General features: G+C 66.5%; 18 protein-coding genes, 1 pseudogene and 1 riboswitch. Of the genes and pseudogenes, 9 read left to right on the forward strand and 10 right to left on the reverse strand.

Features of this window, described 5'->3' with window-relative positions; all coding sequences use genetic code 11:
* Positions 1–142 precede the first annotated feature (142 nt).
* The 3 genes from ACYCAX_RS04730 to ACYCAX_RS04740 all read right to left on the reverse strand — a co-directional run bounded on the left by ACYCAX_RS04730 (position 143) and on the right by ACYCAX_RS04740 (position 5,474).
* The gene (locus ACYCAX_RS04730; protein WP_460247492.1) at positions 143–1,510 is read right to left on the reverse strand and encodes a DUF1329 domain-containing protein; all 1,368 of its coding nucleotides are present in this window, start codon (positions 1,508–1,510) and stop codon (positions 143–145) included.
* 152 nt (positions 1,511–1,662) lie between these two features.
* Complete coding sequence (locus ACYCAX_RS04735) at positions 1,663–3,585, reverse strand: DUF1302 domain-containing protein (protein ID WP_015478738.1); 1,923 nt, start codon at positions 3,583–3,585, stop codon at positions 1,663–1,665.
* A 206-nt stretch (positions 3,586–3,791) separates the two neighbouring features.
* On the reverse strand, positions 3,792–5,474 hold the full coding sequence (locus tag ACYCAX_RS04740; protein ID WP_460247524.1) for a fatty acid--CoA ligase: 1,683 nt from the start codon (positions 5,472–5,474) through the stop codon (positions 3,792–3,794).
* Positions 5,475–5,684: 210 nt separating this feature from the next.
* On the opposite strand from ACYCAX_RS04740, the gene ACYCAX_RS04745 reads away from it, so the two are divergent.
* Positions 5,685–6,860 (forward strand): thiolase family protein, encoded by a 1,176-nt coding sequence (locus ACYCAX_RS04745; RefSeq protein ID WP_460247493.1) that lies wholly within the window; start codon positions 5,685–5,687, stop codon positions 6,858–6,860.
* A 102-nt stretch (positions 6,861–6,962) separates the two neighbouring features.
* Here the strand turns inward: ACYCAX_RS04745 and ACYCAX_RS04750 are convergent.
* Positions 6,963–8,143, reverse strand: a pseudogene (locus ACYCAX_RS04750) (MFS transporter).
* Between the two features lie 89 nt (positions 8,144–8,232).
* Between ACYCAX_RS04750 and ACYCAX_RS04755 the strand changes: the two are divergent.
* Positions 8,233–9,009, forward strand: a complete 777-nt coding sequence (locus ACYCAX_RS04755) for an AraC family transcriptional regulator (protein ID WP_460247494.1) — start codon at positions 8,233–8,235, stop codon at positions 9,007–9,009.
* A 303-nt stretch (positions 9,010–9,312) separates the two neighbouring features.
* On the opposite strand, the gene ACYCAX_RS04760 is transcribed toward ACYCAX_RS04755, so the two are convergent.
* Positions 9,313–9,942 carry a LysE family translocator gene (locus tag ACYCAX_RS04760; protein ID WP_460247495.1) on the reverse strand — a complete coding sequence of 210 codons (630 nt, stop codon included), beginning with the start codon at positions 9,940–9,942 and terminating at the stop codon, positions 9,313–9,315.
* Between the two features lie 98 nt (positions 9,943–10,040).
* Here ACYCAX_RS04760 and ACYCAX_RS04765 point away from each other — a divergent pair, with 98 nt between their 5' ends.
* The 6 genes from ACYCAX_RS04765 (at position 10,041) to ACYCAX_RS04790 (ending at position 15,775) form a co-directional block, all read left to right on the forward strand.
* Positions 10,041–11,006, forward strand: a complete 966-nt coding sequence (locus tag ACYCAX_RS04765) for a 2-hydroxyacid dehydrogenase (protein WP_460247496.1) — start codon at positions 10,041–10,043, stop codon at positions 11,004–11,006.
* Entirely contained in the window at positions 11,003–11,767 is a 765-nt protein-coding gene (locus ACYCAX_RS04770; RefSeq protein ID WP_015478745.1) for a DUF1835 domain-containing protein, read from the forward strand. The genes ACYCAX_RS04765 and ACYCAX_RS04770 overlap by 4 nt, the downstream gene beginning before the upstream one ends.
* 52 nt (positions 11,768–11,819) lie before the next feature.
* Complete coding sequence (locus tag ACYCAX_RS04775; RefSeq protein ID WP_460247497.1) at positions 11,820–12,824, forward strand: methyltransferase; 1,005 nt, start codon at positions 11,820–11,822, stop codon at positions 12,822–12,824.
* A gap of 117 nt (positions 12,825–12,941) precedes the next feature.
* Positions 12,942–14,399 (forward strand): amino acid permease, encoded by a 1,458-nt coding sequence (locus tag ACYCAX_RS04780; RefSeq protein ID WP_015478747.1) that lies wholly within the window; start codon positions 12,942–12,944, stop codon positions 14,397–14,399.
* Positions 14,400–14,443: 44 nt separating this feature from the next.
* Positions 14,444–14,575: riboswitch (yybP-ykoY riboswitch) on the forward strand.
* Between the two features lie 78 nt (positions 14,576–14,653).
* Entirely contained in the window at positions 14,654–15,235 is a 582-nt protein-coding gene (locus ACYCAX_RS04785; protein ID WP_015478748.1) for a TMEM165/GDT1 family protein, read from the forward strand.
* Positions 15,236–15,331: 96 nt separating this feature from the next.
* The gene (locus ACYCAX_RS04790; protein ID WP_015478749.1) at positions 15,332–15,775 is read left to right on the forward strand and encodes a ketosteroid isomerase-related protein; all 444 of its coding nucleotides are present in this window, start codon (positions 15,332–15,334) and stop codon (positions 15,773–15,775) included.
* 122 nt (positions 15,776–15,897) lie between these two features.
* Here ACYCAX_RS04790 and ACYCAX_RS04795 read toward each other — a convergent pair whose 3' ends face one another.
* Positions 15,898–16,905 (reverse strand): NAD-dependent epimerase/dehydratase family protein, encoded by a 1,008-nt coding sequence (locus ACYCAX_RS04795; protein ID WP_086009573.1) that lies wholly within the window; start codon positions 16,903–16,905, stop codon positions 15,898–15,900.
* A gap of 35 nt (positions 16,906–16,940) precedes the next feature.
* On the reverse strand, positions 16,941–17,762 hold the full coding sequence (locus tag ACYCAX_RS04800) for a M48 family metallopeptidase (protein ID WP_294980395.1): 822 nt from the start codon (positions 17,760–17,762) through the stop codon (positions 16,941–16,943).
* A gap of 191 nt (positions 17,763–17,953) precedes the next feature.
* Between ACYCAX_RS04800 and ACYCAX_RS04805 the strand changes: the two genes are divergently transcribed.
* The gene (locus ACYCAX_RS04805) at positions 17,954–20,089 is read left to right on the forward strand and encodes a methyl-accepting chemotaxis protein (RefSeq protein ID WP_460247498.1); all 2,136 of its coding nucleotides are present in this window, start codon (positions 17,954–17,956) and stop codon (positions 20,087–20,089) included.
* Between the two features lie 172 nt (positions 20,090–20,261).
* Here ACYCAX_RS04805 and ACYCAX_RS04810 read toward each other — a convergent pair whose 3' ends face one another.
* The 3 genes from ACYCAX_RS04810 to ACYCAX_RS04820 are packed head-to-tail and all read right to left on the reverse strand — an operon-like array spanning position 20,262 to position 21,358.
* Entirely contained in the window at positions 20,262–20,873 is a 612-nt protein-coding gene (locus tag ACYCAX_RS04810; protein WP_460247499.1) for an SOS response-associated peptidase, read from the reverse strand.
* Positions 20,874–20,909: 36 nt separating this feature from the next.
* Positions 20,910–21,176, reverse strand: a complete 267-nt coding sequence (locus tag ACYCAX_RS04815; protein ID WP_294981363.1) for a putative signal transducing protein — start codon at positions 21,174–21,176, stop codon at positions 20,910–20,912.
* Positions 21,176–21,358: a CPXCG motif-containing cysteine-rich protein gene (locus ACYCAX_RS04820; protein ID WP_015478755.1), complete on the reverse strand. Its 183-nt coding sequence runs from the start codon at positions 21,356–21,358 to the stop codon at positions 21,176–21,178. The genes ACYCAX_RS04815 and ACYCAX_RS04820 overlap by 1 nt, the downstream gene beginning before the upstream one ends.
* Positions 21,359–21,482: the final 124 nt, after the last annotated feature.

Raw genomic sequence — 21,482 nt, forward strand, 5'->3', positions numbered from 1 at the left:
TTTTGTTACCGTTGCCCACAAGATGACCAGACATCTTCCTACCTTCGGCCCTCCCATTCACCTGGCAGATGATCGTCCATAAAAAAACCGGCCCGAAGGCCGGTCTTTTTTCACCGTGGAACCACCCGTGGGGATCGGGGGATCAGCGTACGCCCTCCTGGCGCAGCGCTGCCGGGGTGAAGTCGCTTTCCGAAGCGCTGTAGTTGAAGTCGTAGGCGGATTTCTCCTCGTTCTTCAGACCCAGCACCAGGTAGCGGCCGGAGAGCAGGTCATACAGAGTTTCGGCGGTGTACCACGGTACCTGGTAGTTGTAGTAGTACTGGCTGAAGGCCTCGGCCACGCGCCACAGGGTGCCGCGACCGTCGTAGTGGTCGATTTCCACGGCCTGCCAGGTGTCCTCGTCGATGTAGAAATCACGCTTGGCGTAGATGTGGCGCTCGCCCGGCTTCAGAGTAGCGGTCACGTGCCACACGCGGTGCAGCTCATAGCGGGACAGGTCCTGGTTCAGGTGGCCGGGCTTGATGATGTCCGAATACTTCAGCTTCGGATCGTCCATCTTGTAGTTGTTGTACGGGATGTACAGCTCCTGCTTGCCCACCAGTTTCCAGTCGTAGCGGTCCGGCGCGCCGTTGTACATGTCCAGGTTGTCGGAGGTACGCAGGCCGTCGGCGGCAGTACCCGGGCCGTCGTAGGACACCTGTGGGGCGCGGCGCACGCGGCGCTGGCCGGCGTTGTAGAGCCAGGCCAGGCGCGGTTCCTTCACCTGGTCGAGGGTCTCGTGCACCAGCAGCACGTTACCGGCCAGGCGCGCCGGGGCGGTGACGCGCTGCTTGAAGTAGAACAGCACGTTGCTCGGCTTGCTGGCGTTGTAGTCCTTCAGGTCGGAGCGGAAGACGAACTCGTCCTGGAAGTACACCAGCGAGTAGGAACCGTTGACCTGCGGCGTGGCCTGGGTCACCAGACGGCGCACGTGGCCGCCACGGTAGCGGGTGATGTGGTTCCAGATGACTTCCAGGCCATCCTTCGGAATCGGGAAGGGGTTGGCCACCTGGAAGTTCTCCAGGCCGTTGCCGCCCTGCAGCAGCTTGGTGGTGGTGGCGTTCTTCTTGGTCGCCTCCAGCACGCTCTCCGGCACGGTGGCGGTACGGTGCGACGGGTACACCGGCATCTTGTAGGTGTCGGGGTAGCGCTTGAACATGGCCTGCTGGCCGGGGGTCAGCTTGTCCTTGTACTGGTCCATGTTCTGCGCGGTGATGGTGAACAGCGGCTTCTCGCTGGCGAACGGATCGCTGAGGAAGCCCTTGCTGTCGGCGGTGCCGGCGTTCTTCGGCAGGCCGCCGGTCCAGGCAGGAATGCTGCCGTCGGCGTTGCCGGCCTTTTCCGCGCCCATCGGCGTCAGGGTGGTGCCCAGCTTGGCGGCTTCATCGGCGGAGACGGCCGCCATCACCTGGGTAGCGAGCAGGCTGAGCGCCAGGGCGCCAGTGTGCAGCAGGATCTTTGTTGTTCTCATTCGTATGTCGTCCTCGTTGAGTCTGTGCCCTCCGCGGGGCCGCCCCTGGCGGGGGCGGGTCGCGGCCTGTATCTGCTGCGCCGCCGGTCGCTTCGACCGACCGGCGGATGGCCCGCAGCGGGTGCGGGCCGGGTACCGGTTGAACAGCCGGCTTAGAAGTTCACCCCGAAGCTGAGGCTGACGAAGTCGCGGTCATCGACGGTGGAGTACTTGCCGTCGAAGAAGTTGGTGTAGGCCAGGCTGGCGGTGTAGGTGTTCAGGTAGTCGGCATCCACACCCAGGCTGACCGCCTTGCGGCCTTCCTCGAAGTTGCCGCCCGGGCCGGGCGAGTAACCGTTCACGTCGTGCTGCCAGGCCACGTTCGGCTTGAGGTTCACCCCGGCGAAGACGTCGTTGTAGTCCCAGATCGCGCGCATGCGATAACCCCAGGAGTCGGCGGTGGTGAAACCTTCGCTCTCGCAGTTGCGGCTGACGTTGTTGGCGTTGGTGGTGCCCAGGGTGGAAGCGTTCAGCGCCTCGCAGGTGGCCAGGCCGTTGAGGGTGCCGTCCAGCGGGCCGGGGCCGAAGACCGGATCACGGCCGTAGCGCGCCTTGTTCTGGCTTTCCAGGCCGCCGACGTGGGTCCAGCCGACCTCGCCCACCAGGGTCACGCGCTCGGCGCCCATGACCTGGTCGAAGAAGTGGGTGAAGGTGGTCTGCAGCTGGGTGATTTCCTTGCGGCGATAGCCGTGCAGGTCCTCGCCGGCCGCGCCGTTGAGCACCGAGGCATTGTCGTACACATGGTTGCCGCCGATGGCCACCGGGTCCAGGCCGGAATAGAGGATGTCGGTGGTGTTCAGTTGCACCGGAGCGTTCGGGCGGTAGCTGATCTCGCCCTGCCAGGCGGTGCCGGTGGGCAGCGTGGTGGAGAAGCTCAGGCCGTACAGGCGAATGTCTTCCGGGTACTCGATGAAGTAGCTGGAGTTGCCGGCCATCGCCGCGGCGCCGGCCTGGGCCGCCAGGGACGGGCTGATGGCGGCGATGTTGGTGATCAGCTGGTTGATCTGCGTCACCTTGGAAGCATCGGCGCCCTTGCCGCTGAAGATCGGCAGACGGCTGTGGTAGTTCATGTAGTAGCCGCCGAACTCGGTATTCAGGCTGTCGGCGAAGTACTTCAGGGAGAAGCCGTACTGGCCGCTGTCGCGAGCGTCGCGGTCCGGTCCGCGCTTGACCACGACCCCTTCGTTCCACGGCGACGGGGTCAGCGCCAGGTCCGGACCCAGCAGGCCATTGAGCAGGTTGATCGACGCCTGGTTATTGGTCAGCACCGCCAGGTTCTGGGTACAGCCGTCGGCGACAACGTCCGGCTGGGAGAAGAAGGTGCCGCAGTTGTCGACCACCGTCTGGTCCCACTCCAGCTGGTAGAAGCCTTCGGCGGAGAGGTTGTCGGTGAGGTTCTGCGACAGGTAGAACATGTTCACCGGCACCAGGGCTTCCTTGATCTCGGAGCCCGGACGGCGGAAGGCGGTCACGTCGAACGGGTTGATCACGCTGATGCCGTTCTGGATGAAGGTGCTCTCGCCCCAGTTCACCACCTGCTTGCCCAGGCGCACGGTGCCCGGCATCTCGGCGATGTTGTAGTTGTGGTAGATGAAGGCGTCGAGCAGTTCGGCGCCGGAGGCCTGGGCGGCTTCCTTGCGGTTGTGGTCGGAGAGCGGCTTGAACTCGGTGTTCTCGTCCTTCTGCTCGAAGTCGTACCAGTACTTGCCACGCAGGAACACGCCGGTGTCCTGATACTTCAGCTCGAGGTCGTGGATGCCCTTGAAGATCTTCGAGAAGGTCTTGCCGGCCTTGTAGTTCAGGTGGCCGTCGTCGGAGGTCTGGGACAGGCCCTTGCCACCGTTGTTGACGCCGATGAGGTTCTTGTTCGGATTCTGCGTCGACCAGCTGGCCCCCACGGACAGCGACGAGTCGAACGAACCTTCGATTTCCCCGATGTTGAAGGTGACGGCCGAAGCGGGGGTCGCCAGCGAGGACGCCAGGCTGACGGCCAGCGGCAGCCGCGCCAGTCGCCAGATATGTTGCATGGTTTTCATCGACGCTACTCCATGTGTTTTTTGTTATGAGTAGTGGCGACTATATCCAGCGTCCCCCGCAGCTTGATCGCTCTAAAGTGTGATTTGTCTTACAAAGCCCCTTCCTAGACACCTGCGCAGGCCCGGAGCGGCACCACGACTGGGCTGCGCGCGGCCAAGCGCTTGCTTGGCACGCACGCCTCACGGACTGACCGGCCGGTCGTCGCTCAAACCGTGGAAAGGAAGGCGCTGCCGGCCTCCTGCCATTGGGCGATGTCTACCCGGATGCGCTTCTTGTCGAGCTTGCCGACGCTGGTCTTGGGAACTTCAGTAACAACGGCGATCTGGGAAGGAATCGCCCACTTGTTGATGTTCCCCTGCTCGACGAAAGGCTTGAGGTGCTCCTTCAGTCCCTTGGCGTCCAGCGACTGCCCCTCGCGCAGCACCAGCAGCGCGAACGGACGCTCGCCCCACTGCGGGTCGGGCACGCCCACCACGGCGACTTCGCGCACCGCCGAATGGCGGCTGATCAGGTCTTCCAGCTCCAGCGACGACAACCATTCGCCGCCGGTCTTGATCACATCCTTGATGCGGTCGCGGATGTCGATGAAACCCATGCCGTCGAGGGTCGCCACATCGCCGGTGTGCATCCAGCCGCCGGCCCAGAGCTCCTCGCCCTTCTCCGGTTCCCGGAAATAGCCCTGGGTCAGCCAGGGCGCGCGCAGCACCAGCTCGCCCTGGGACTCGCCGTCCGCCGGGAGGAACTGGCCGTGCTCGTCCATGATCGCCGCTTCCACCAGCGGTACCGGCACACCGGCCTTGATGCGATAGGTGGTGCGCTCATCCTCGCTGCCGGCGCACAGCTCCTGGTTGAGGTAGCCACAGGAAATCAGCGGGCAGGTCTCGGACATGCCGTAGGCGGCGGTGAGCTGAATGCCCCTGGCCTTGGCCGCGTCGTACAGCGCGTGGTTCAGGGCGCTGCCGCCGATGATGATCTTCAGCCCGCCGAAGTCGTGGTCCTGGGCGCCGGCGGCGTTGAGCATCATCTGCAGGATGGTCGGCACGCAGTGGGAGAAGGTCACCTTCTCCTCGCGGATCAGCCTGCACAGCAGCTCCGGCTCGTAGCGGCCGGGGTATACCTGCTTCACCCCCAGCATGGTCGCCACGTACGGCACGCCCCAGGCGTGGACGTGGAACATCGGGGTGATCGGCATGTACACATCATTGGTGCCCATCAGGCGGATGCTGTCCAGGCTGCCGATGGTCGAAGCCATCGCCAGGGTGTGCAGCACCAGTTGCCGGTGGGTGAAGTACACGCCCTTGGGGTTGCCGGTGGTGCCGGTGGTATAGAAGGTGGTGGCCACCGAGTTTTCGTCGAAATCGGGGAAGGCGTAGCGCGGGCTGGCCTGGGCCAGCAGGGTCTCGTACTCGCCGATGCAGTTGGGCAGCGTACAGGTCTTGTCGGCGCCGTCGGTGATCAGCAGGGTCTTCTCCACCGTGGTCAACTGCCCGGCAATGCCCTGGTAGAGCGGCACGAACTCGCTGTTGACCAGCACGAAGCGGTCCTCGGCGTGGTTCATGGTGTAGAGGATCTGGTCCGGCGAGAGGCGGATGTTGATGGTGTGCAGCACCGCGCCGATCATCGGGATGGCGAACATGCATTCCAGGTAGCGGTGGCTGTCCCAATCCATCACCGCCACGGTGTCGCCGGCCTTCACGCCGGCCTCGGTCAGCAGGTTGGCCAGGCGCGCCACGCGCTCGTTGAAGGTGGCGTAGCTGTAGCGCACGGTGTCGCGATAGACGATCTCCCTGCCCTTTTCATAACGGCTGCCCGACAGCAGCAGGCTCTTGATCAGCAACGGGTACTGGTGGGCATTCTGTGCAGCAGGGATGACGCGGGTTTTCAGCATGGCGTGCGCACTCTCAAGGCTGGATTGCAAGATGAGACTCATCAGAATGGGTCCGACTCTAGAGGCCCACCTGTGTCCGTTCATCAGTCAAAAGAGTGATTTGCCAATGACTCTTTGGCGACTTCCGGTCACGCGGTAGAATCCCCCCGCCCGGTCGTTCACGATCGGTACCCGATAGCGCACCACAACAAGAGCGAAGAGGTTAGTTTCATGTCCGAGATCGTCATCGTCAGCGGCGCCCGTACTCCGATGGGCGGCTTCCAGGGCAGCCTGTCCAGTGTTCCCGCCGTGGAACTGGGCGCCGCCGCCATCCGCGAAGCCATTTCCCGTGCTGGCATCCAGCCCGAGGACGTGCAGGAAGTGATCATGGGCAACGTGTTGCCCGCCGGCCTGAAGCAGGGCCCGGCCCGCCAGGCGGCCCTGAACGCCGGCCTGCCCGCCGCCACCGGCTGCACCACCATCAACAAGCTCTGCGGCTCCGGCATGAAAGCCGTGATGCTGGCCCACGACCTGCTCAAGGCAGGCACCAACACCGTCATGGTCGCCGGCGGCATGGAAAGCATGTCCAACGCCCCCTACGTGCTGGAGAAGGCCCGTACCGGCCTGCGCATGGGCCACGGCGAGATCAAGGACCACATGTTCCTCGACGGCCTGGAAGACGCCCGCAGCGGCCGCCTGATGGGCTCCTTCGCCCAGGAAACCGCCGACCAGTACGGCGTGACCCGCGAGGAGATGGACGCCTACGCCATCGAATCCCTCAAGCGCGCCCAGGCCGCCATCAAGGACGGCTCGCTGGCTTCGGAAATCGTTCCGGTCACCGTGACCACTCGCAAGGGCGAGACCGTGGTGAAGGACGACGAGCAGCCGCTGACCGCCAACCTGGACAAGATTCCGGGCCTGAAGCCTGCGTTCAAGAAGGACGGCACCATCACCGCCGCCAACGCCAGCTCCATCTCCGACGGCGCCTCCGCACTGGTCCTGATGACCGCCGAAGAAGCCGCGCGCCGTGGCCTGAAGCCGCTGGCGAAGATCGTCGGCCACGCCACCCAGAGCCAGGACCCGGCCGAGTTCACCCTGGCCCCGATCGGCGCCATGACCAACCTGTTCAAGAAGACCGGCTGGAACAAGGACGACGTGGATCTGTTCGAGATCAACGAAGCCTTCGCCATGGTCACCATGCTCGCCATGCGCGAACACGGCCTGGACCACGCCAAGGTCAACGTCTACGGCGGCGCCTGCGCCCAGGGCCACCCGGTCGGCTCCACCGGCTCGCGGATCATTGTCACCCTGATCAACGCCCTGCAGAGGACGGGTGGCAAGCGCGGCATCGCCTCGCTGTGCATCGGCGGCGGCGAAGCCACCGCGGTGGCGGTCGAGCTGGTCTGATCTTCGGTCCGACCTGAAAAAGGGGCGCCTCGGCGCCCCTTTTTCATGACTCCTTGCAGCAGCGAGCTTGCTCGCGAACCGTCCACGACGGACGCCTCTGCCCTAAGCCGCCGCCACCTTCGGCGCATGCGGCGCCGTGCGCGGGAACACCACCGCAGCCAGGAAGGTGAGCGCCCCCAGCACCGCGAGGATCAGGTACAGCCCGGTCAGCCCCTGGCGCGGCTCGATGTAGCTGATCAGCGGAATCGCCGCCGCGCTGGCGCCGAAGGACACGAAATAGCGCAAGGCGAACACCCGCGCCTGCCATTGCGGCGCGACGAAATTGGCGACCATCGCGTCGTTCACCGTCACCTGGCCGAACACCGCGAACATGAACAGCGCGCCGACCACCGCCAGCGGCCAGCCGGAGACATAGGCCAGCGCCACCAGCAACGGGCCCTGGCAGAGCGTCATGAGCAGGAACGGCCCCTTGAGGCTGAAGCGGTCCAGCAGGCGGCCCATGATCAGTTGCGCCACGGCGCCGAAGGCATAGGCCAGGCTGACCACCACGCCAAGGCTTTCCGGCGAGGCCAGCAGTTCCTCAAGACGCACCTGGAACAGCCGCGGATAGGTCACGGTGCTGGCGTTGAACACCACCCCGCCGGTGGCCGTCACCAGCGCCAGCACGCCGAACACCCGCGGCATCGACAGCTTCTGCCCGCCCACGCCGCGCGGCGCCGGATGCGGCACCACCACCGGCGCCTCGGCGCGCACCTGCCAGGCGAAGCCGATGCCGATCAGCACCGCCACCGCCCCCGGCAGGATGAACGCCGCGCGCCAGCCGAAGTGCGCGGTGAGGAAACCGGTCAGCAAGGCGGCGAACGTCACGCCCAGGTTGCCCCACATGCCGTTGATGCCGATCTCGTGGCCACGGTTCTGCGCATGGGCCACCAGCATCGCGGTACCCACCGGGTGGTAGATCGCGGCGAACACGCCGATCAGGGTCAGGCCGGCAACCAGCAGCGGCACCGAGCCGGCCAGGCCGGTGAGGATGGAGGACGCGCCGATGCCGAAGAAGAACAGCTGCATCATGTGCCGGCGGTCCCACTTGTCGCCTAGCCAGCCGGGATAGAACAGGCGCCGAAGGCGATGAAGCCGCCCAGGGACAGGCCGATCATTTCGGCGTAGGTCAGGCCGAAGTGTTGCGTCATGCCCAGCACGGCGGCCGGGAAGATCAGCATGAACATGTGATCGATGATGTGGGCGGCGTTGATGTAACGGATGATCGTTCGAGGTCGGGACATGGCGTCGGGCTCTCGGGTTGGTGGGAAGGAGCCTCCATGCTAGGTTGTCTGGAAAACGCAGACCTGACAGAAAAGTCATCAGACCCGACATGCACCTGCAGATCCCCCAGGACTCACGTCTCGCCGCCATTGGCTTCGACTATGCCGACGGACACCACGTGCTGCCCCACGATCATCCGCAGGCACAACTGCTCTACGCCGCCAGCGGCATGATGCGGCTGGTGACACACCAGGGCGCCTGGGTCATTCCGCCGACCCGCGCGGTGTGGATTCCGCCGGGTATCCGGCATGAGATCCAGATGTCCGGCGAGGTGCACATGCGCACCCTGTTCATCCGCGCCGAGGCCTGCCCGCAGCACCTGGCCGATTGCTGCGTGCTGGCGGTCACGCCACTGCTGCGGGAGATGATCCTGCGCTGTATCCGCTGGCAGGCACAGCCCGGCGAGCCGGCGTTGCCGCTGCTGGAGCAGTTGATCCTGCTGGAGATCGCCACCCTGGAGCGTCTGCCCCTGGCCCTGCCGCTGCCCGTCGACCGACGCCTGCAGGCGATCTGCAAGGCGTTGCTGAAACATCCCGAACACCCGCACACCCTGGAGGATTGGGGCCAGCAGGTAGGCGCCAGCTCGCGCACCCTGGCGAGATTGTTCCGCCAGGAACTGGACATGAGCTACCAGGAATGGCGCCAGCAACTGCGCCTGACCGAAGCACTGCCGCGCCTGCTGGCCGGCGAGAGCGTACAGAGCGTCGCCGCCGCGCTCGGCTACACCAGCGGGCGGGCGTTCAGTGCGATGTTCCGAAGGTTGTTGGGGGAGAACCCTCGGGAATACCTGCAGGCATTGGCGCAACTGGCCGAGATCAAGGTCTGACCCCGCAGGAGCGAGCTTGCTCGCGAACGGCCCCGCAGCGGAGAAGGTTCGCGAGCAAGCTCGCTCCTACAAGGGCATGTCCTTGCTCCTATGGGGAATGCTGCACGGCTCCCTCCGTCCGCGATGCCCTTGCTCGTCGTAGGGCGAATAATGCGCAACGTCATCCGCCATGACGGGTAGCGCTTCGCTCCATGCCATCCCGGTCGTCCCGTAGGAGCGAGCTTGCTCGCGAACCCGCTTGGCACCCAACCTACCGGCGAATCGCGGAAAGAGCCCGCTCCTGCGAAAGCGTCATCCCACGCCTCAGCGCAGCTCGGTAAACGCCAGCTTGATCCCCAGCCCCACCAGCACCACACCCATCATCCGGTCGAACCAGTGGCCCATCCGGGCGAAGCCGGCGCGCACCCGCTGCTGGCTGAACAGCAGCGCCACCAGGCAGAACCAGGCCGCCGTCGCGCAGGCCAGGTAGACGCCGTAGCCCGCCTGCACCAGCAGCGGCGTGTGTGGGTTGATCACCACGGTGAACAGCGAGAGGAAGAACAGCGTGGCCTTGGGGTTCAGACCATTGGTGACGAAGCCGGCGACATAGGCACCGCGCGCAGTACGGGCGACCGGTGCGGCAAGGGTTTCAGCCGCCGCCGGACCGGCCGGACGCGCCCGCAGCGCCTTGATGCCGATGTACAGCAGGTAGGCCGCCGCCAGCCATTTCAGCGCGTTGAACAACACGATGGACTGCGACACGATCAGGCCGATGCCCAGCAGCGAATAGGTGACGTGCAGGAAGATCGCGCTGCCCACCCCCAGCGCCGTCCAGGTACCGGCGCGCCGGCCGTGGGTCACGCTCTCGCGCACCACCACGGCGAAATCCGGGCCGGGGCTGGCCACCGCCAGCAGGTGGATCAATGCCACGGTGAGAAATTCCGTCCAGTACATCGCGCCTCCGCAGCCTTTTCGAAAAACAGTTAGGCTGATCACCTTACGCCAGACCGATTTCCCGCAACAGCCCGACATTCCGCAAAGGTACAACCCCCATGAACAGCGCTCGCGCCGTCTTCCTCGATCACGCCTCCCTCGACCTCGGCGACCTCGACCTCGCGCCGCTGCGCGCCCGGTTCGGCGAACTGGTCCTGCACGGGCGCAGCGACACACGGCAGGTGGCCGAGCGCCTGCAGGGCGCGCAGGTGGCGATCAGCAACAAGGTACGCATCGGCACCGAGGTATTCGAGCAGTGCCCGGACCTCGAGCTGATCCTGGTGGCCGCCACCGGCACCAACAACGTCGACCTCGAAGCCGCGCGGCGCCACGGCGTGACGGTGAGCAACTGCCAGGGTTACGGCACCCCGTCGGTGGCCCAGCACACCCTGATGCTGCTGCTCGCCCTGGCCACCCGCCTGCCGGACTACCAGGCGGCGATCCGCGAGGGTCGCTGGCAGAAGGCGCCACAGTTCTGCCTGCTGGACTTCCCCATCGTCGAGCTGGAAGGCAAGACCCTAGGCCTGCTCGGCCACGGCGAACTGGGCGGCGCGGTGGCGAAGCTGGCCGAAGCCTTCGGCATGCGCGTGCTGCTCGGCGCGCTGCCCGGCCGACCGCCGCGAGCCGACCGCCTGGCGCTGGACGAGCTGCTGCCGCAGGTCGACGCCCTGACCTTGCACTGCCCGCTGACCGAGGCCACGCGCCACCTGATCGGCCAGCGCGAGCTGGACCTGATGAAACCCACGGCCTTCCTGATCAACACCGCCCGTGGCGGGCTGGTGAACGAGCAGGCGCTGGCCGACACCCTGCGCCGCGGCCACCTGGGCGGCGCCGCCTTCGATGTGCTCAGCGTCGAGCCACCGAAGGACGGCAACCCGCTGCTGGCCGGCGACCTCCCGCGTTTCATCCTCACCCCGCACAGCGCCTGGGGCAGCCGCGAGGCGCGGCAGCGCATCGTCGGCCAGTTGAGCGAGAACGCCGCCGGCTTCTTCGCCGGCCAGCCGTGCCGAGTGGTGGCGCCATGAGCCTGCATCTGGTCTGCGGCGACGGCGCCGCCGAAGCACTGCGCCGCGCGGTGGAAGCCGGCGTGCTGGTGGAGAAGAAAATCCGCGTGATGCCGGACGACCTGGCCGTCGGCCCGCTGGGCGACGTGGACACGCCACCCTGCCAGCAGCGCGCGGCGTTCTGGCACGAGCTGGGTGGCGAGGTCCTGCGCGAACGGGAAATCGCCATCGAGCTGGCCAGCGACGTCAACTGGCTGCGCAGCCCCGACGCCAGCTCCGTCACCCTCTGGCACGGCGACAGCGCCAGCGAACAACTGCTGCTGCGCCGCGTCTGCGCGCTACTGCCGGAACGCGTCTCCCTGCGCAGCGTTGGCGCCGGCAGCGGCCAGTGCCGCTGCGAGGACCGCCACGCCATCGCCATGCTCAAACCCGAGGAACTGGCCAACGCCCTGGCCGCCAGCCACGAACTGGACGCCGCCGAGCGCCAGCGCCTGGGCGAAGACTGGCGGCGCGCCCTGGCCGAGAACGCCGAACTGCGCCTGTGGCTGGACGGCCAGTTGAGCGGCGCCGGCTACACGCACATCGACCATGTCCTGCTGGACAGCGCCAGCGAATCCTGGCGCCCGGCGCAATCGCTGATCGGCCCGACGATGGCCTATGTCGACGGCCTGTTCGTCACCGACCTGCTGGCCGCCTGGCGCCTGCGCGAACAGGTCGCGGCGGGCGCCCTGGAACTGCGTGGCGACGACCTCTGGAACAACGCCGAGGTGCGGCTCGCCTAGGCTCGGCCGCTGGAGCCCTGCTAAACTCGCGCCCTTTTTTCGAGGAGGCCGCATGTCCAACGCCCCCACCAGCGAAGTGCTGCTGCGCCAGATCGAGCGCTTCCAGGGCCGCGTCCTGCTCGCCGGCCTGCCCGCCGACGCCCTGCTCGGCGACCTGCCACAGGCCCAGGGCTGGAGCTGGCACGCAGGCGACGCCCGGCAGCTCGAAGCCCGCTATCCGAGCCGCTGCCATTTCGGCGTGACGCCGCCGGAAGGCGCGTTCGAGGCCGCCGTGCTGTTCCTGCCCAAATCCCGCGAACTCACCGATTACCTGTTCGCCGCCCTGGCCCACTGCGTGCCGGACGGCGAGCTGTACCTGGTCGGCGAGAAACGCGCCGGCGTCGAGCGCGCCAGCAAGCAGCTCGCCGTCTTCGGCCGCGCCAGCAAGCTCGACAGCGCCCGCCACAGCCAGCTGTGGCATGCCCACATCGACGGCGCCCCCGGCGCGCCCGACCTGCACACCCTGGCGCAACGCTACGAACTGCCGCTGGCCGACGGCCCGCTGCAGGTGGTCACCCTGCCCGGCGTGTTCAGCCACGGCCGCCTGGATCGCGGCAGCGCCCTGCTGCTGGAACAACTGGACGGCCTGCCCACCGGCCAGGTGCTGGACTTCGGCTGCGGCGCCGGCGTCATCGGCGCCACCCTCAAGCGGCGCTACCCGGCCAGCCAACTGGCCCTGCTGGACGTCGACGCCTTCGCCCTCGAAAGCAGCCGCCTGACCCTGGCCGCCAATGGCCTGGACAGCGAGGTGATCGCCGGCGACGGCATCGACGCGGCCCCTGCCGGGCTTGCCGCGATCGTCAGCAACCCGCCCTTCCACCAGGGCGTGCACACCAGCTACGCCGCCACCGAACACCTGCTGCGCCAGTCCGAACGCCATCTGGCACCCGGCGGCGAATTGCGCCTGGTGGCCAACAGCTTCCTGAAATACCCACCGCTGATCGAGCAGCACCTCGGTCCCTGCCAGATCCTGGCCGAGGCCGACGGCTTCCGTATCTACAGCGCCCGGCGGCGCTGATCGAAGGCTCGCACTACACTGCACCGAGCCAATGGAGCGGTGCGCCGCCGCACGCCCAGACTATCGAGGACACCTGTGAATCGAAGAATCAAAGACGATGTCGAGCTGACGTTCGCCATGGGGCCGAAAGAGAAGCCGCATCACCTCAAGCGCTCCCTCAAGCCCCGACACCTGAACATGATCGCCATCGGCGGCTCCATCGGCACCGGCCTGTTCGTTGCTTCCGGCAGCACCATCGCCACCGCGGGCCCCGGCGGCGCCCTGATGGCCTACGCGCTGATCGGCCTGATGGTGTTCTTCCTCATGACCAGCCTGGGCGAGCTGGCGGCGTACATTCCCGATTCCGGCTCGTTCTGCACCTATGGCAGCCGCTTCATCGACGATGGCTTCGGCTTCGCGATGGGCTGGAACTACTGGTACAACTGGGCGGTGACCATCGCCGCGGAACTGGTGGCCGCGCAGCTGGTGATGAAATTCTGGTTCCCCGACGTGCCCGGCATCTACTGGAGCGTGGTGTTCCTGGGCGTCATGTTCATGCTGAATTTCTTCTCGGTGAAAGGCTTCGGCGAGAGCGAGTTCTGGTTCGCGCTGATCAAGGTGGTGGCCGTGGTGATCTTCATCGGCATTGGCCTGGCAAGCATCATCGGCATCATGCACGGCATCGACAGTCCCGGATTCAGCAACTTCACCACCGGTGACGCGCCCTTCGCCGGCGGCCTGCAGGCAATGATCGGGGTGGCGATGATCGCCGGCTTCTCCTTCCAGGGCACCGAACTGATCGGCGTCGCCGCGGGCGAGTCGGAGAACCCGCAGAAGTCCATTCCCATCGCCATCCGCCAGGTGTTCTGGCGAATCCTGATGTTCTACATCCTGTCGATCTTCGTGATCGGCATGCTGATTCCCTACACCGATCCGAACCTGCTCAAGACCGACAGCAGCGACATCAGCACCTCGCCCTTCACCCTGCTGTTCGAGCGCGCGGGCCTGGCCGCCGCGGCGGGCGTGATGAACGCGGTAATCCTCTCGGCGATCCTCTCGGCCGGCAACTCGGGCATGTACGCCTCGACCCGGATGCTCTACACCATGGCCCTGCACGGCAAGGCGCCACGGGTATTCAACCAGGTGTCCGTCAGCGGAGTGCCGCGCTACGCGTTGCTGGCCACCACCTTCGTCGGCGCGCTGTGCTTCCTCACCAGCTTCATCGGCGACAAGACCGTCTACACCTGGCTGCTCAACGCCTCGGGCATGTGCGGCTTCATCGTCTGGCTGGGCATCGCCGTGTCGCACTACCGCTTCCGCAAGGCCTTCGTCCTGCAGGGCGGCGACTTGAACAGCCTGCCCTACCGCGCCAAATGGTTCCCCTTCGGTCCGCTGTTCGCCTTCACCCTCTGCCTGATCATCACCCTGGGGCAGAACTACCAGGCGTTCGTCGGCGAGCACGTGGACTGGGCCGGGCTGGTCGCCACCTACATCACCATCCCGCTGTTCCTCACGATCTGGCTGGGCTACCGCTTCAAGAACGGCACGCGTTTCATCCGCTACGAAGACATGGATATCCGCTCCAGCCGCGAATGATCCGACATGCCGGCTTGCCCAAGTCCCAGGACTTGGGCAGAATGCGCCCCGTCCTAGGGGAGTAGTCTCCCGCGAGCGCCCAGCTCGCCCGGTACGCGTCAACACACTTGGTCCGCAGATCATGGCGCGTGCGACCCAAGCCTGCATCGTTCAGGCCCGGGTTTGACAAGACCTATGACACGAGCAACCTGACCCGGGGCGGGCAGGTGGCGCGTGTCATGGTGCTGAGTCGACCCGCCCCCTTAGGAAGCCTGATGGAATCCCTCTTCGTCCCAACCCTGATCGTTGCCCTCGCGGAAATCGGCGACAAGACGCAACTGCTCGCGCTCGTCCTCGCCGCGCGTTTCCGCAAGCCCTGGCCGATCATCGCCGGGATCATCGCCGCCACCCTGGCCAACCACTTCGCCGCCGGCGCCATCGGCAGCTGGGTCGCCAGCTTCTTCTCGGAAACCACGCTGAGCTGGGTGCTGGCCGTGTCCTTCCTGGCGGTCGCCGCCTGGACCCTGATCCCGGACAAACTGGATGACGACGAAGAAGGCGCGCTGAAGAAATTCGGTCCGTTCCTCACCACCCTGATCGCCTTCTTCCTCGCCGAGATGGGCGACAAGACCCAGGTCGCCACCGTGATGCTGGCCGCGCAGTACCCGCACTTCTGGCTGGTGGTCATCGGCACCACGCTGGGCATGCTGATCGCCAACGTGCCGGTGGTACTGGCCGGCAACTTCGCCGCCGAACGCCTGCCGCTGAACCTGATCCGCCGCCTGGCCGCCGCCGCCTTCGCCGTCCTCGGCCTGGCCGCCGTGTGGCATGCGCTAAAGCTGGGCGGAGTGTTCTAACCCGAGCCCCCGCTGGGATCTGGCGCGCCGGCCAATGCCCGTGCACGGCATCCGGGACACAGTGGTACGCCATCGTCCCAGCACCCAGGAAGCGCCATGTCGGAGAAGGATCTCAAGAAGCTCGCCCGCCAGCACATCGACCTCACGTGGAACAAGGGTCACCTGGCGCTGGCCGAGCAGTTGCACAGTCCGGACTTCATCTACAAGAGCGCCTTCACCGCGCAGCCGCTGAACAACGCAGGCTACCGCCGGCTGGTGGAGGAGATCCGCTCGGCCATGCCGGACCTGGAAGTGGTGGTGGAGGAATGCATCCGCGAAGGCAGCAAGGTATTCACCTGGAGCACTTTGCTGGGCAGCATCTCCCGCCCCGCCTTCGGTTATCCGGCCAGCGAGAAGATCCTCAGCCTGTCGGCGATGGGCTTCTGGGTATTCAGCAGTACCGGGGAAATCCTCGAGCTGTGCACCATGTTCGACATGGAGAGCTTCCGCGCGCAGATGGGGCTGCAGAACCGTCCCTTTGCCGAGAAGGCACTGCCCTGACATGAAAACGCCCGGCATTTGCCGGGCTTTTGCATTTGCGCTGTCGTAGGGAGCGAGCTTGCTCGCGAACAGAGGCCGCTCGGTGCCGTGCGGTTCGCGAGCAAGCTCGCTCCTACGGGGCGTTACAGATAGTCGTTGGCATGGAACCAGGCGATCGCCCGTTCCAGCGTGTCCTCCAGCGGTACCTGGGCCTCGAAGCGCAGTTCTTCGCGCGCCTTGCGCCCATCGAGGAACTGCCCGCCGGCCATTACCTCGATCGCCGTATCATCCAGCAGCGGCATCTTGCCGGTCAGCCGGTAACGCCAGCGCCCGAGGGTCGCCAGGGCCCGTGCCCGGTGCAACGGCATCGGCGTGGGTGCCGGCTTGCCGAGCAGGCGGGCGACGGTGGCAGTCAGCTCGCCCATCTCAATGTTGTGCCCGGTGAGCAGGTAACGCTCGCCAACCCGGCCGTGCTCCAGCGCCAGCAGCAGGCCACGACCGGCCTCGGCGGCGTCGATGACGTTGCGCCGGCCCGGCACGTAGTGAAGCATCTCGTCATGTCCGATGGCGGTGATCAGGCGCCCGGTGGTGGGGCCGATGTCGAGTTCGCCCAACACCATGCCGGGAATCCCGATCACCACGGGCAAGCCGCCACGCGCCTGCTCGCGGGCCTGCTCGTCGAGCGCCCACTTGCACATCACGTAGGCGCTCTTGCCGGTGGGCAGTCCTTCGTAGAACAGCCCCTCGTGCCCCGGCAGCCCCTGCGGGTGAGGCGGCATGGCGAAGGCCGAACCGACGTAGAGGATGCGCGGCACCTTCGCCTGCAGGCAGGCCGCGTAGAAATGATTGGTCTGGTCCAGGGCGCTGGCCACTTCCTCCTGCCAGCGACGCGGCCGCACCGGGTAGTAGCCGGCGCTGAAGATCACTGCGTCCAGGCCACTCAGCGCGCGGGCCATGCCCTGGTGATCGAAGAGTTCGGCCACCCGGTACTCCGGCTCGAGATAAGCCAGGCGCTGGATCTGTGACGACGGCCGGTGGATCAGCACCAGCTGGTGTCCCGCGGCCTTGATGGCCCGGGCGGCATGATGGCCCAGGAGCCCTGTGGCTCCGAGTACAGCAATTTTCACGGGCGCTCCCTGTTCACGTTGCACAGCGGCGCTACCACGCGCCGCGCCTGGCGGGCCACTCAGCGGCCTTTGGCTTGCTCGTACAGTGGCATCACCTTCGGAATGGCCGCCTGCAGGTTGGCCATCCGGGTGCTGTCGGCCGGGTGGGTACTGAGGATTTCCGGCGGCGCGTCGCCACCGGCCGCCTGCCCCATCTTCTGCCACAGCGTCATTGCGGCGTTGGGGTTATAGCCGGCGCGAGCGGCCAGTTCCAGGCCGATCAGGTCGGCTTCGTTCTCGTTCTGCCGGCTATTGGGCAGGGTCAGGCTGTATTCGACGACCTGGTGGGCCAGGTCGACGCTGCCCTGGCCCAGGCCCAGCAAGGCACCGCCGATACCCAGGCCCATCTGCTCGGCATAGGCGCGGGACATGGCCTCGCGGCCATGCTCGCGCAGGGCGTGGGCGATCTCGTGGCCCATCACCGCGGCGAGCTCGTCATCGGTCAGCTTCAGCTTATCGATCAGCCCGGTGTAGACAATGATCTTGCCACCGGGGCCGCAGTTGGCGTTGAGCTCGTCACTCTTGATCACATTGACTTCCCACTGCCAGGACGGCGCATCCGGCCGGAAGGCCCCGGTCTGCGGAATCAGTCGGCTGGCGATGGCCTTCACGCGCTTGGCATCGCTGCTGCTGGCGTCCAGCTTGCCGGCCTTCGACGCTTCGCCGAGGGTCTGCTGGTAGGACTGGGCGTACATCTGGTCAACCTGCGCGCTGGACAGCATGCTGAACATATTCTGCTTGCGATCGACGCCGACGACGCCGCCGCTGGTGGTGTTCACCTGCTGGCAAGCGGTCAGCAGCAGGGCCGCGGCCAGGCCGGCGACACGGAAAAGACTGGGCATGCTGTTCTCCTGAAACCATGCAATCTCCCAAGGACAGCGCGCATGGTAGGCCGGCCCCCGGTGGCCGGCAACCACCCTGCAACAGGCGGTGCGTACCCGCGTTACAACCCATTACAACGCCCGGCTAAGGAATCCGCCCGGTCCTGCCGATAAGAAGGGACACGCAGGCTCTGGAGCACTCGGGTACCCGTATGAAATTCAAGTCGATCCAGTTTTCCGTGGTGGCGCTGGCCGGAGCCAGTGTCCTGGCGGTGGTCACGGCCCTGGTGCTGTACGCGCTGTTCGCCGGAGCCCGGACCCAGACCCTGGTGCAGGAGCGCACCCAGGCGCTGCTCGAACAGGTGATCAACGAACGCCTGGAGGCCCTGGCGCGCAGCCAGGTCAGCCAGATCCAGCGCGAACTGGAGTACCCGCTGACCGTCGCCAAGGGCCTGGCCAACACCAACGCCCTGATGGGCAAGGTCGACGCCAGCGGCGCCCCGGCGCTGGGCATCGGCCGCGCGGAGATGTCCAGCCTGCTGCGCCAGACCGTGGAGCAGAACCCCAAGCTGCTCGACGCCTTCGCCGGCTGGGAGCCCGATGCCTTCGCCGGCAACGACAGCGAGCATGCCGGCCAGCCGGGCTACGACGCCAGCGGCCGCTTCATGCCCTGGTGGTACCGCAAGAGCGACGGCAGCCTGACCGTCGAGGCGATGGGCGACACCCTGGAAAGCCAGAAGATGCAGCCCACCGGCGTCCGCGAGGGCGAGTACTACCTGTGCCCGAAGGAGAAGCGCCAGCCCTGCATCATCGATCCGGCCCCCTACGAAATGGGCGGCAGGATGGTGCTGATGTCATCCTTCAACGCACCGATCCTGGTCGATGGCCAGTTCAAGGGGGCGGTGGGCGTCGACCTGTCGCTGGACTTCATCCAGACCCTGCTCAAGAACGCCGACAGCCACCTCTACGACGGCGCGGGGGAGATGGCACTGATTTCCAGCAACGGACGCCTGGTCGCCTACACCCGGGACGCCGGCAAGCTCGGCGAACCGGCCAGCAGCGTGCTGGACGCCGATGCCCTCGCCCAGTTGTCCAGGCTCCCCCTGGACCAACCGCTGTCGCGGCTCGATGCGCAACACGGCCAGATTGAACTCTTCCTGCCGTTCACCATCGCCGATACCGGCGCGCGCTGGACGCTGGTCATGCAACTGCCGCAGGAGGCCGTGCTGGGCGATCTGAACACGCTGCAGGCGGACCTGAAGTCCCAGCGCGACGGCGACACCCTCGGCATGACCCTGGTGGGTCTGCTGATCGCCGCCATCGGCCTGGCGGTGATCTGGCTGGTCGGCCACGGCATTGCCCGCCCGCTGCGCCAACTGGTCGGCATGCTCGACGACATCGCCCAGGGCGAAGGCGACCTGACCTGCCGCCTGTCCAGCGACCGCGCCGACGAGCTGGGCTCCATCGCCCAGGGCTTCAACACTTTCCTCGGCAAGCTGCAGGGCATGATCGGCCAGGTGGTGTCCTCGGTGCAACGCGTCAGCGATTCCTCCGAGCACACCGCCGACATCGCCATCCGCACCAACCAGGGTGTGCAGCAACAACTGGCGGAAATCGAACTGGTGGCCACCGCCGTCCACGAAATGACCGCCACCGCCCAGGACGTGGCGCGCAACGCCACCCATGCGGCGGAAGCGGCCCACCACGCCGACCAGGCCGCGCACCACGGCAAACGCATCGTCGAGAGCAGCTCGACGGCGATCCAGGCGCTGGCCAGCGAGATCGGACGCGCGGTGGGCGTGGTCCAGACCCTGGCCCGCGACAGCGAGAACATCAATGCGATCCTGGTAGCCATCCGCGGCATCGCCGAGCAGACCAACCTGCTGGCGCTCAACGCCGCCATCGAAGCGGCCCGCGCCGGCGAACAGGGACGCGGCTTCGCGGTGGTCGCCGACGAGGTGCGCAACCTGGCGCAGAAGACCCAACAGGCCACCGAGGAAATCCAGTCGATGATCCAACAGTTGCAGCATGGCACCCGTGAAGTGGTGCAGGTGATGCAGCAGAGCCAGGAGAAGACCGACGACAGCGTGCGCCACGCCAGCGAGGCGGCCCAGGCGCTGGAGTCGATCACCCAGGCGGTGTCGGTGATCAACGACATGAACACCCAGATCGCCAGCGCCGCCGAGGAACAGAGCGCGGTGGCCGAGGACATCAACCGCAACGTCAGCAACATCGGCATGGTCGCCAACCAGGTGGCCGGCGGCGCCGACGAGGCCTCCCAGGCCAGCGCCGAACTGACCAAGCTGGCCGAGCAGCAGCGCCGGTTGGTGAATCAGTTCAAGGTATAAAACGAACGGCACAGGAGCCCTGTAGCGAGCTTGCTCGCGAACCGCCCCCGCTGCGGAACCTCCCCTCACCCCACCCCTCTCACTCAGGGAGAGGGGCCGTCCGTGCCGGCGGACGCCAAGGTCTCATCCTGCACCTGCCCCTCTGGGTACGGACAACCCCAGGCACCGCGCATCACGCGGGCGTCAGGCACTCCGGCCCGTTGCAGGCCGGGTCGTTGACGAAGTGCGCCAGCGCCTGCTCGCGCAGCCGCGCCTGGGGTAATTGCAGCAACTCCCGCAGCCGCGCAGCGTCGGTCTCGTTCGACAGCCACTGAGCCTGCTCCGTCGCATCGAGGATCAGCGGCCGGCGCATGTCCCCGGCCGCCTGGGTCAGCATCGCCACGCTGTAATAGGTGTGGCCCTCCACCGGGTACGCCTCCCACACTCCCGCGAAGCAGATCAACCCGCCACCGGAGATCCAGTGCGGCCGCTTGCGCACGCCGCGCCACTCGTAGAAGCCGTTGGCCGGCAGCAGGCAGCGGCGCTGGGCGAAGGCATCGCGGAACATCGGCTGCTCGGCGATGGTTTCGGCGCGGGCATGGGCCGGAGTCCGCGACAGGTCCTTCAGCCAGGCCGGCGTCAGGCCCCAGCGCGCCAGGTCGGCGCAACGCGCACCGCCTTCCTCGCGCAGCATCAGCACGCGGGCGCCGGGGGCAAGATTCCACTGTGGCTGCAGGTCGGCCGGGAAGCCGGCGCTCTCGGCCAGCTCGCGGTTCCAGCGAAACAGGGCGTAGCGGCTGGTCATGGGCGAAAAGCGTTCATGGGGAGAAAGACCGGACCCTCAGCAAAGCAGGACGCCGGGGCCAGCTTCGTTGTCGTCGGCGGGCCCCGGCAGGGGTTGCGCGGCATTGTACGCGGCGATCAGTTCCCGCGCCCGTTCGGCCACGTCGTCCTCCACCCACAGGTGCAACAGCCCCATGCCCGGCAGTTCGCCGATGCCACCGACCAGGTGGCGTCCGCCCAGGTGCGACGAAATGCCCTCGTTGGCCAGCATGCCGGTCAACAACTCGGCTTCGATCAGGTCGGCAGGTTCGTAGATTCGCTGCATCAGTCGTCCTCGCGCTGGACTTCCAGGGACCACTCCACACCGTCGGTGCGCAGTTGGAACAGGATCGGCCGGCAACACACCGGACAATCTTCATAGTAGCGCTGGTCGCCCCCGGACAGGTCGAGTACGGCCTCCGCCGGTTCGCCGCAATAGGGACAGGAATAGTCCTGACGTTCGAGCATCGCTGGTTCCCCTGTGACTTCCGTTTATAATCGCGCGGTCTTTCAGGGAGCCCAGTCCGACCCATCGGTCCCCTGGGAACCCTCCGGGCCGTCTACTTCGCGGCCCGGCCCGTGATACCCCTAA

This window comes from Pseudomonas sp. MT3 (genome assembly GCF_054720805.1).

What these genes read in the sequence shown, in the direction of transcription:
- ACYCAX_RS04730 (WP_460247492.1), bottom strand. Translation starts at nt 1,510, where the DNA reads ATGAGAACAACAAAGATCCTGCTGCACACTGGCGCCCTGGCGCTCAGC.
- ACYCAX_RS04735 (WP_015478738.1), bottom strand. Translation starts at nt 3,585, where the DNA reads ATGAAAACCATGCAACATATCTGGCGACTGGCGCGGCTGCCGCTGGCC.
- ACYCAX_RS04740 (WP_460247524.1), bottom strand. Translation starts at nt 5,474, where the DNA reads ATGCTGAAAACCCGCGTCATCCCTGCTGCACAGAATGCCCACCAGTAC.
- ACYCAX_RS04745 (WP_460247493.1), top strand. Translation starts at nt 5,685, where the DNA reads ATGTCCGAGATCGTCATCGTCAGCGGCGCCCGTACTCCGATGGGCGGC.
- ACYCAX_RS04755 (WP_460247494.1), top strand. Translation starts at nt 8,233, where the DNA reads ATGCACCTGCAGATCCCCCAGGACTCACGTCTCGCCGCCATTGGCTTC.
- ACYCAX_RS04760 (WP_460247495.1), bottom strand. Translation starts at nt 9,942, where the DNA reads ATGTACTGGACGGAATTTCTCACCGTGGCATTGATCCACCTGCTGGCG.
- ACYCAX_RS04765 (WP_460247496.1), top strand. Translation starts at nt 10,041, where the DNA reads ATGAACAGCGCTCGCGCCGTCTTCCTCGATCACGCCTCCCTCGACCTC.
- ACYCAX_RS04770 (WP_015478745.1), top strand. Translation starts at nt 11,003, where the DNA reads ATGAGCCTGCATCTGGTCTGCGGCGACGGCGCCGCCGAAGCACTGCGC.
- ACYCAX_RS04775 (WP_460247497.1), top strand. Translation starts at nt 11,820, where the DNA reads ATGTCCAACGCCCCCACCAGCGAAGTGCTGCTGCGCCAGATCGAGCGC.
- ACYCAX_RS04780 (WP_015478747.1), top strand. Translation starts at nt 12,942, where the DNA reads ATGGGGCCGAAAGAGAAGCCGCATCACCTCAAGCGCTCCCTCAAGCCC.
- ACYCAX_RS04785 (WP_015478748.1), top strand. Translation starts at nt 14,654, where the DNA reads ATGGAATCCCTCTTCGTCCCAACCCTGATCGTTGCCCTCGCGGAAATC.
- ACYCAX_RS04790 (WP_015478749.1), top strand. Translation starts at nt 15,332, where the DNA reads ATGTCGGAGAAGGATCTCAAGAAGCTCGCCCGCCAGCACATCGACCTC.
- ACYCAX_RS04800 (WP_294980395.1), bottom strand. Translation starts at nt 17,762, where the DNA reads ATGCCCAGTCTTTTCCGTGTCGCCGGCCTGGCCGCGGCCCTGCTGCTG.
- ACYCAX_RS04805 (WP_460247498.1), top strand. Translation starts at nt 17,954, where the DNA reads ATGAAATTCAAGTCGATCCAGTTTTCCGTGGTGGCGCTGGCCGGAGCC.
- ACYCAX_RS04810 (WP_460247499.1), bottom strand. Translation starts at nt 20,873, where the DNA reads ATGACCAGCCGCTACGCCCTGTTTCGCTGGAACCGCGAGCTGGCCGAG.
- ACYCAX_RS04815 (WP_294981363.1), bottom strand. Translation starts at nt 21,176, where the DNA reads ATGCAGCGAATCTACGAACCTGCCGACCTGATCGAAGCCGAGTTGTTG.
- ACYCAX_RS04820 (WP_015478755.1), bottom strand. Translation starts at nt 21,358, where the DNA reads ATGCTCGAACGTCAGGACTATTCCTGTCCCTATTGCGGCGAACCGGCG.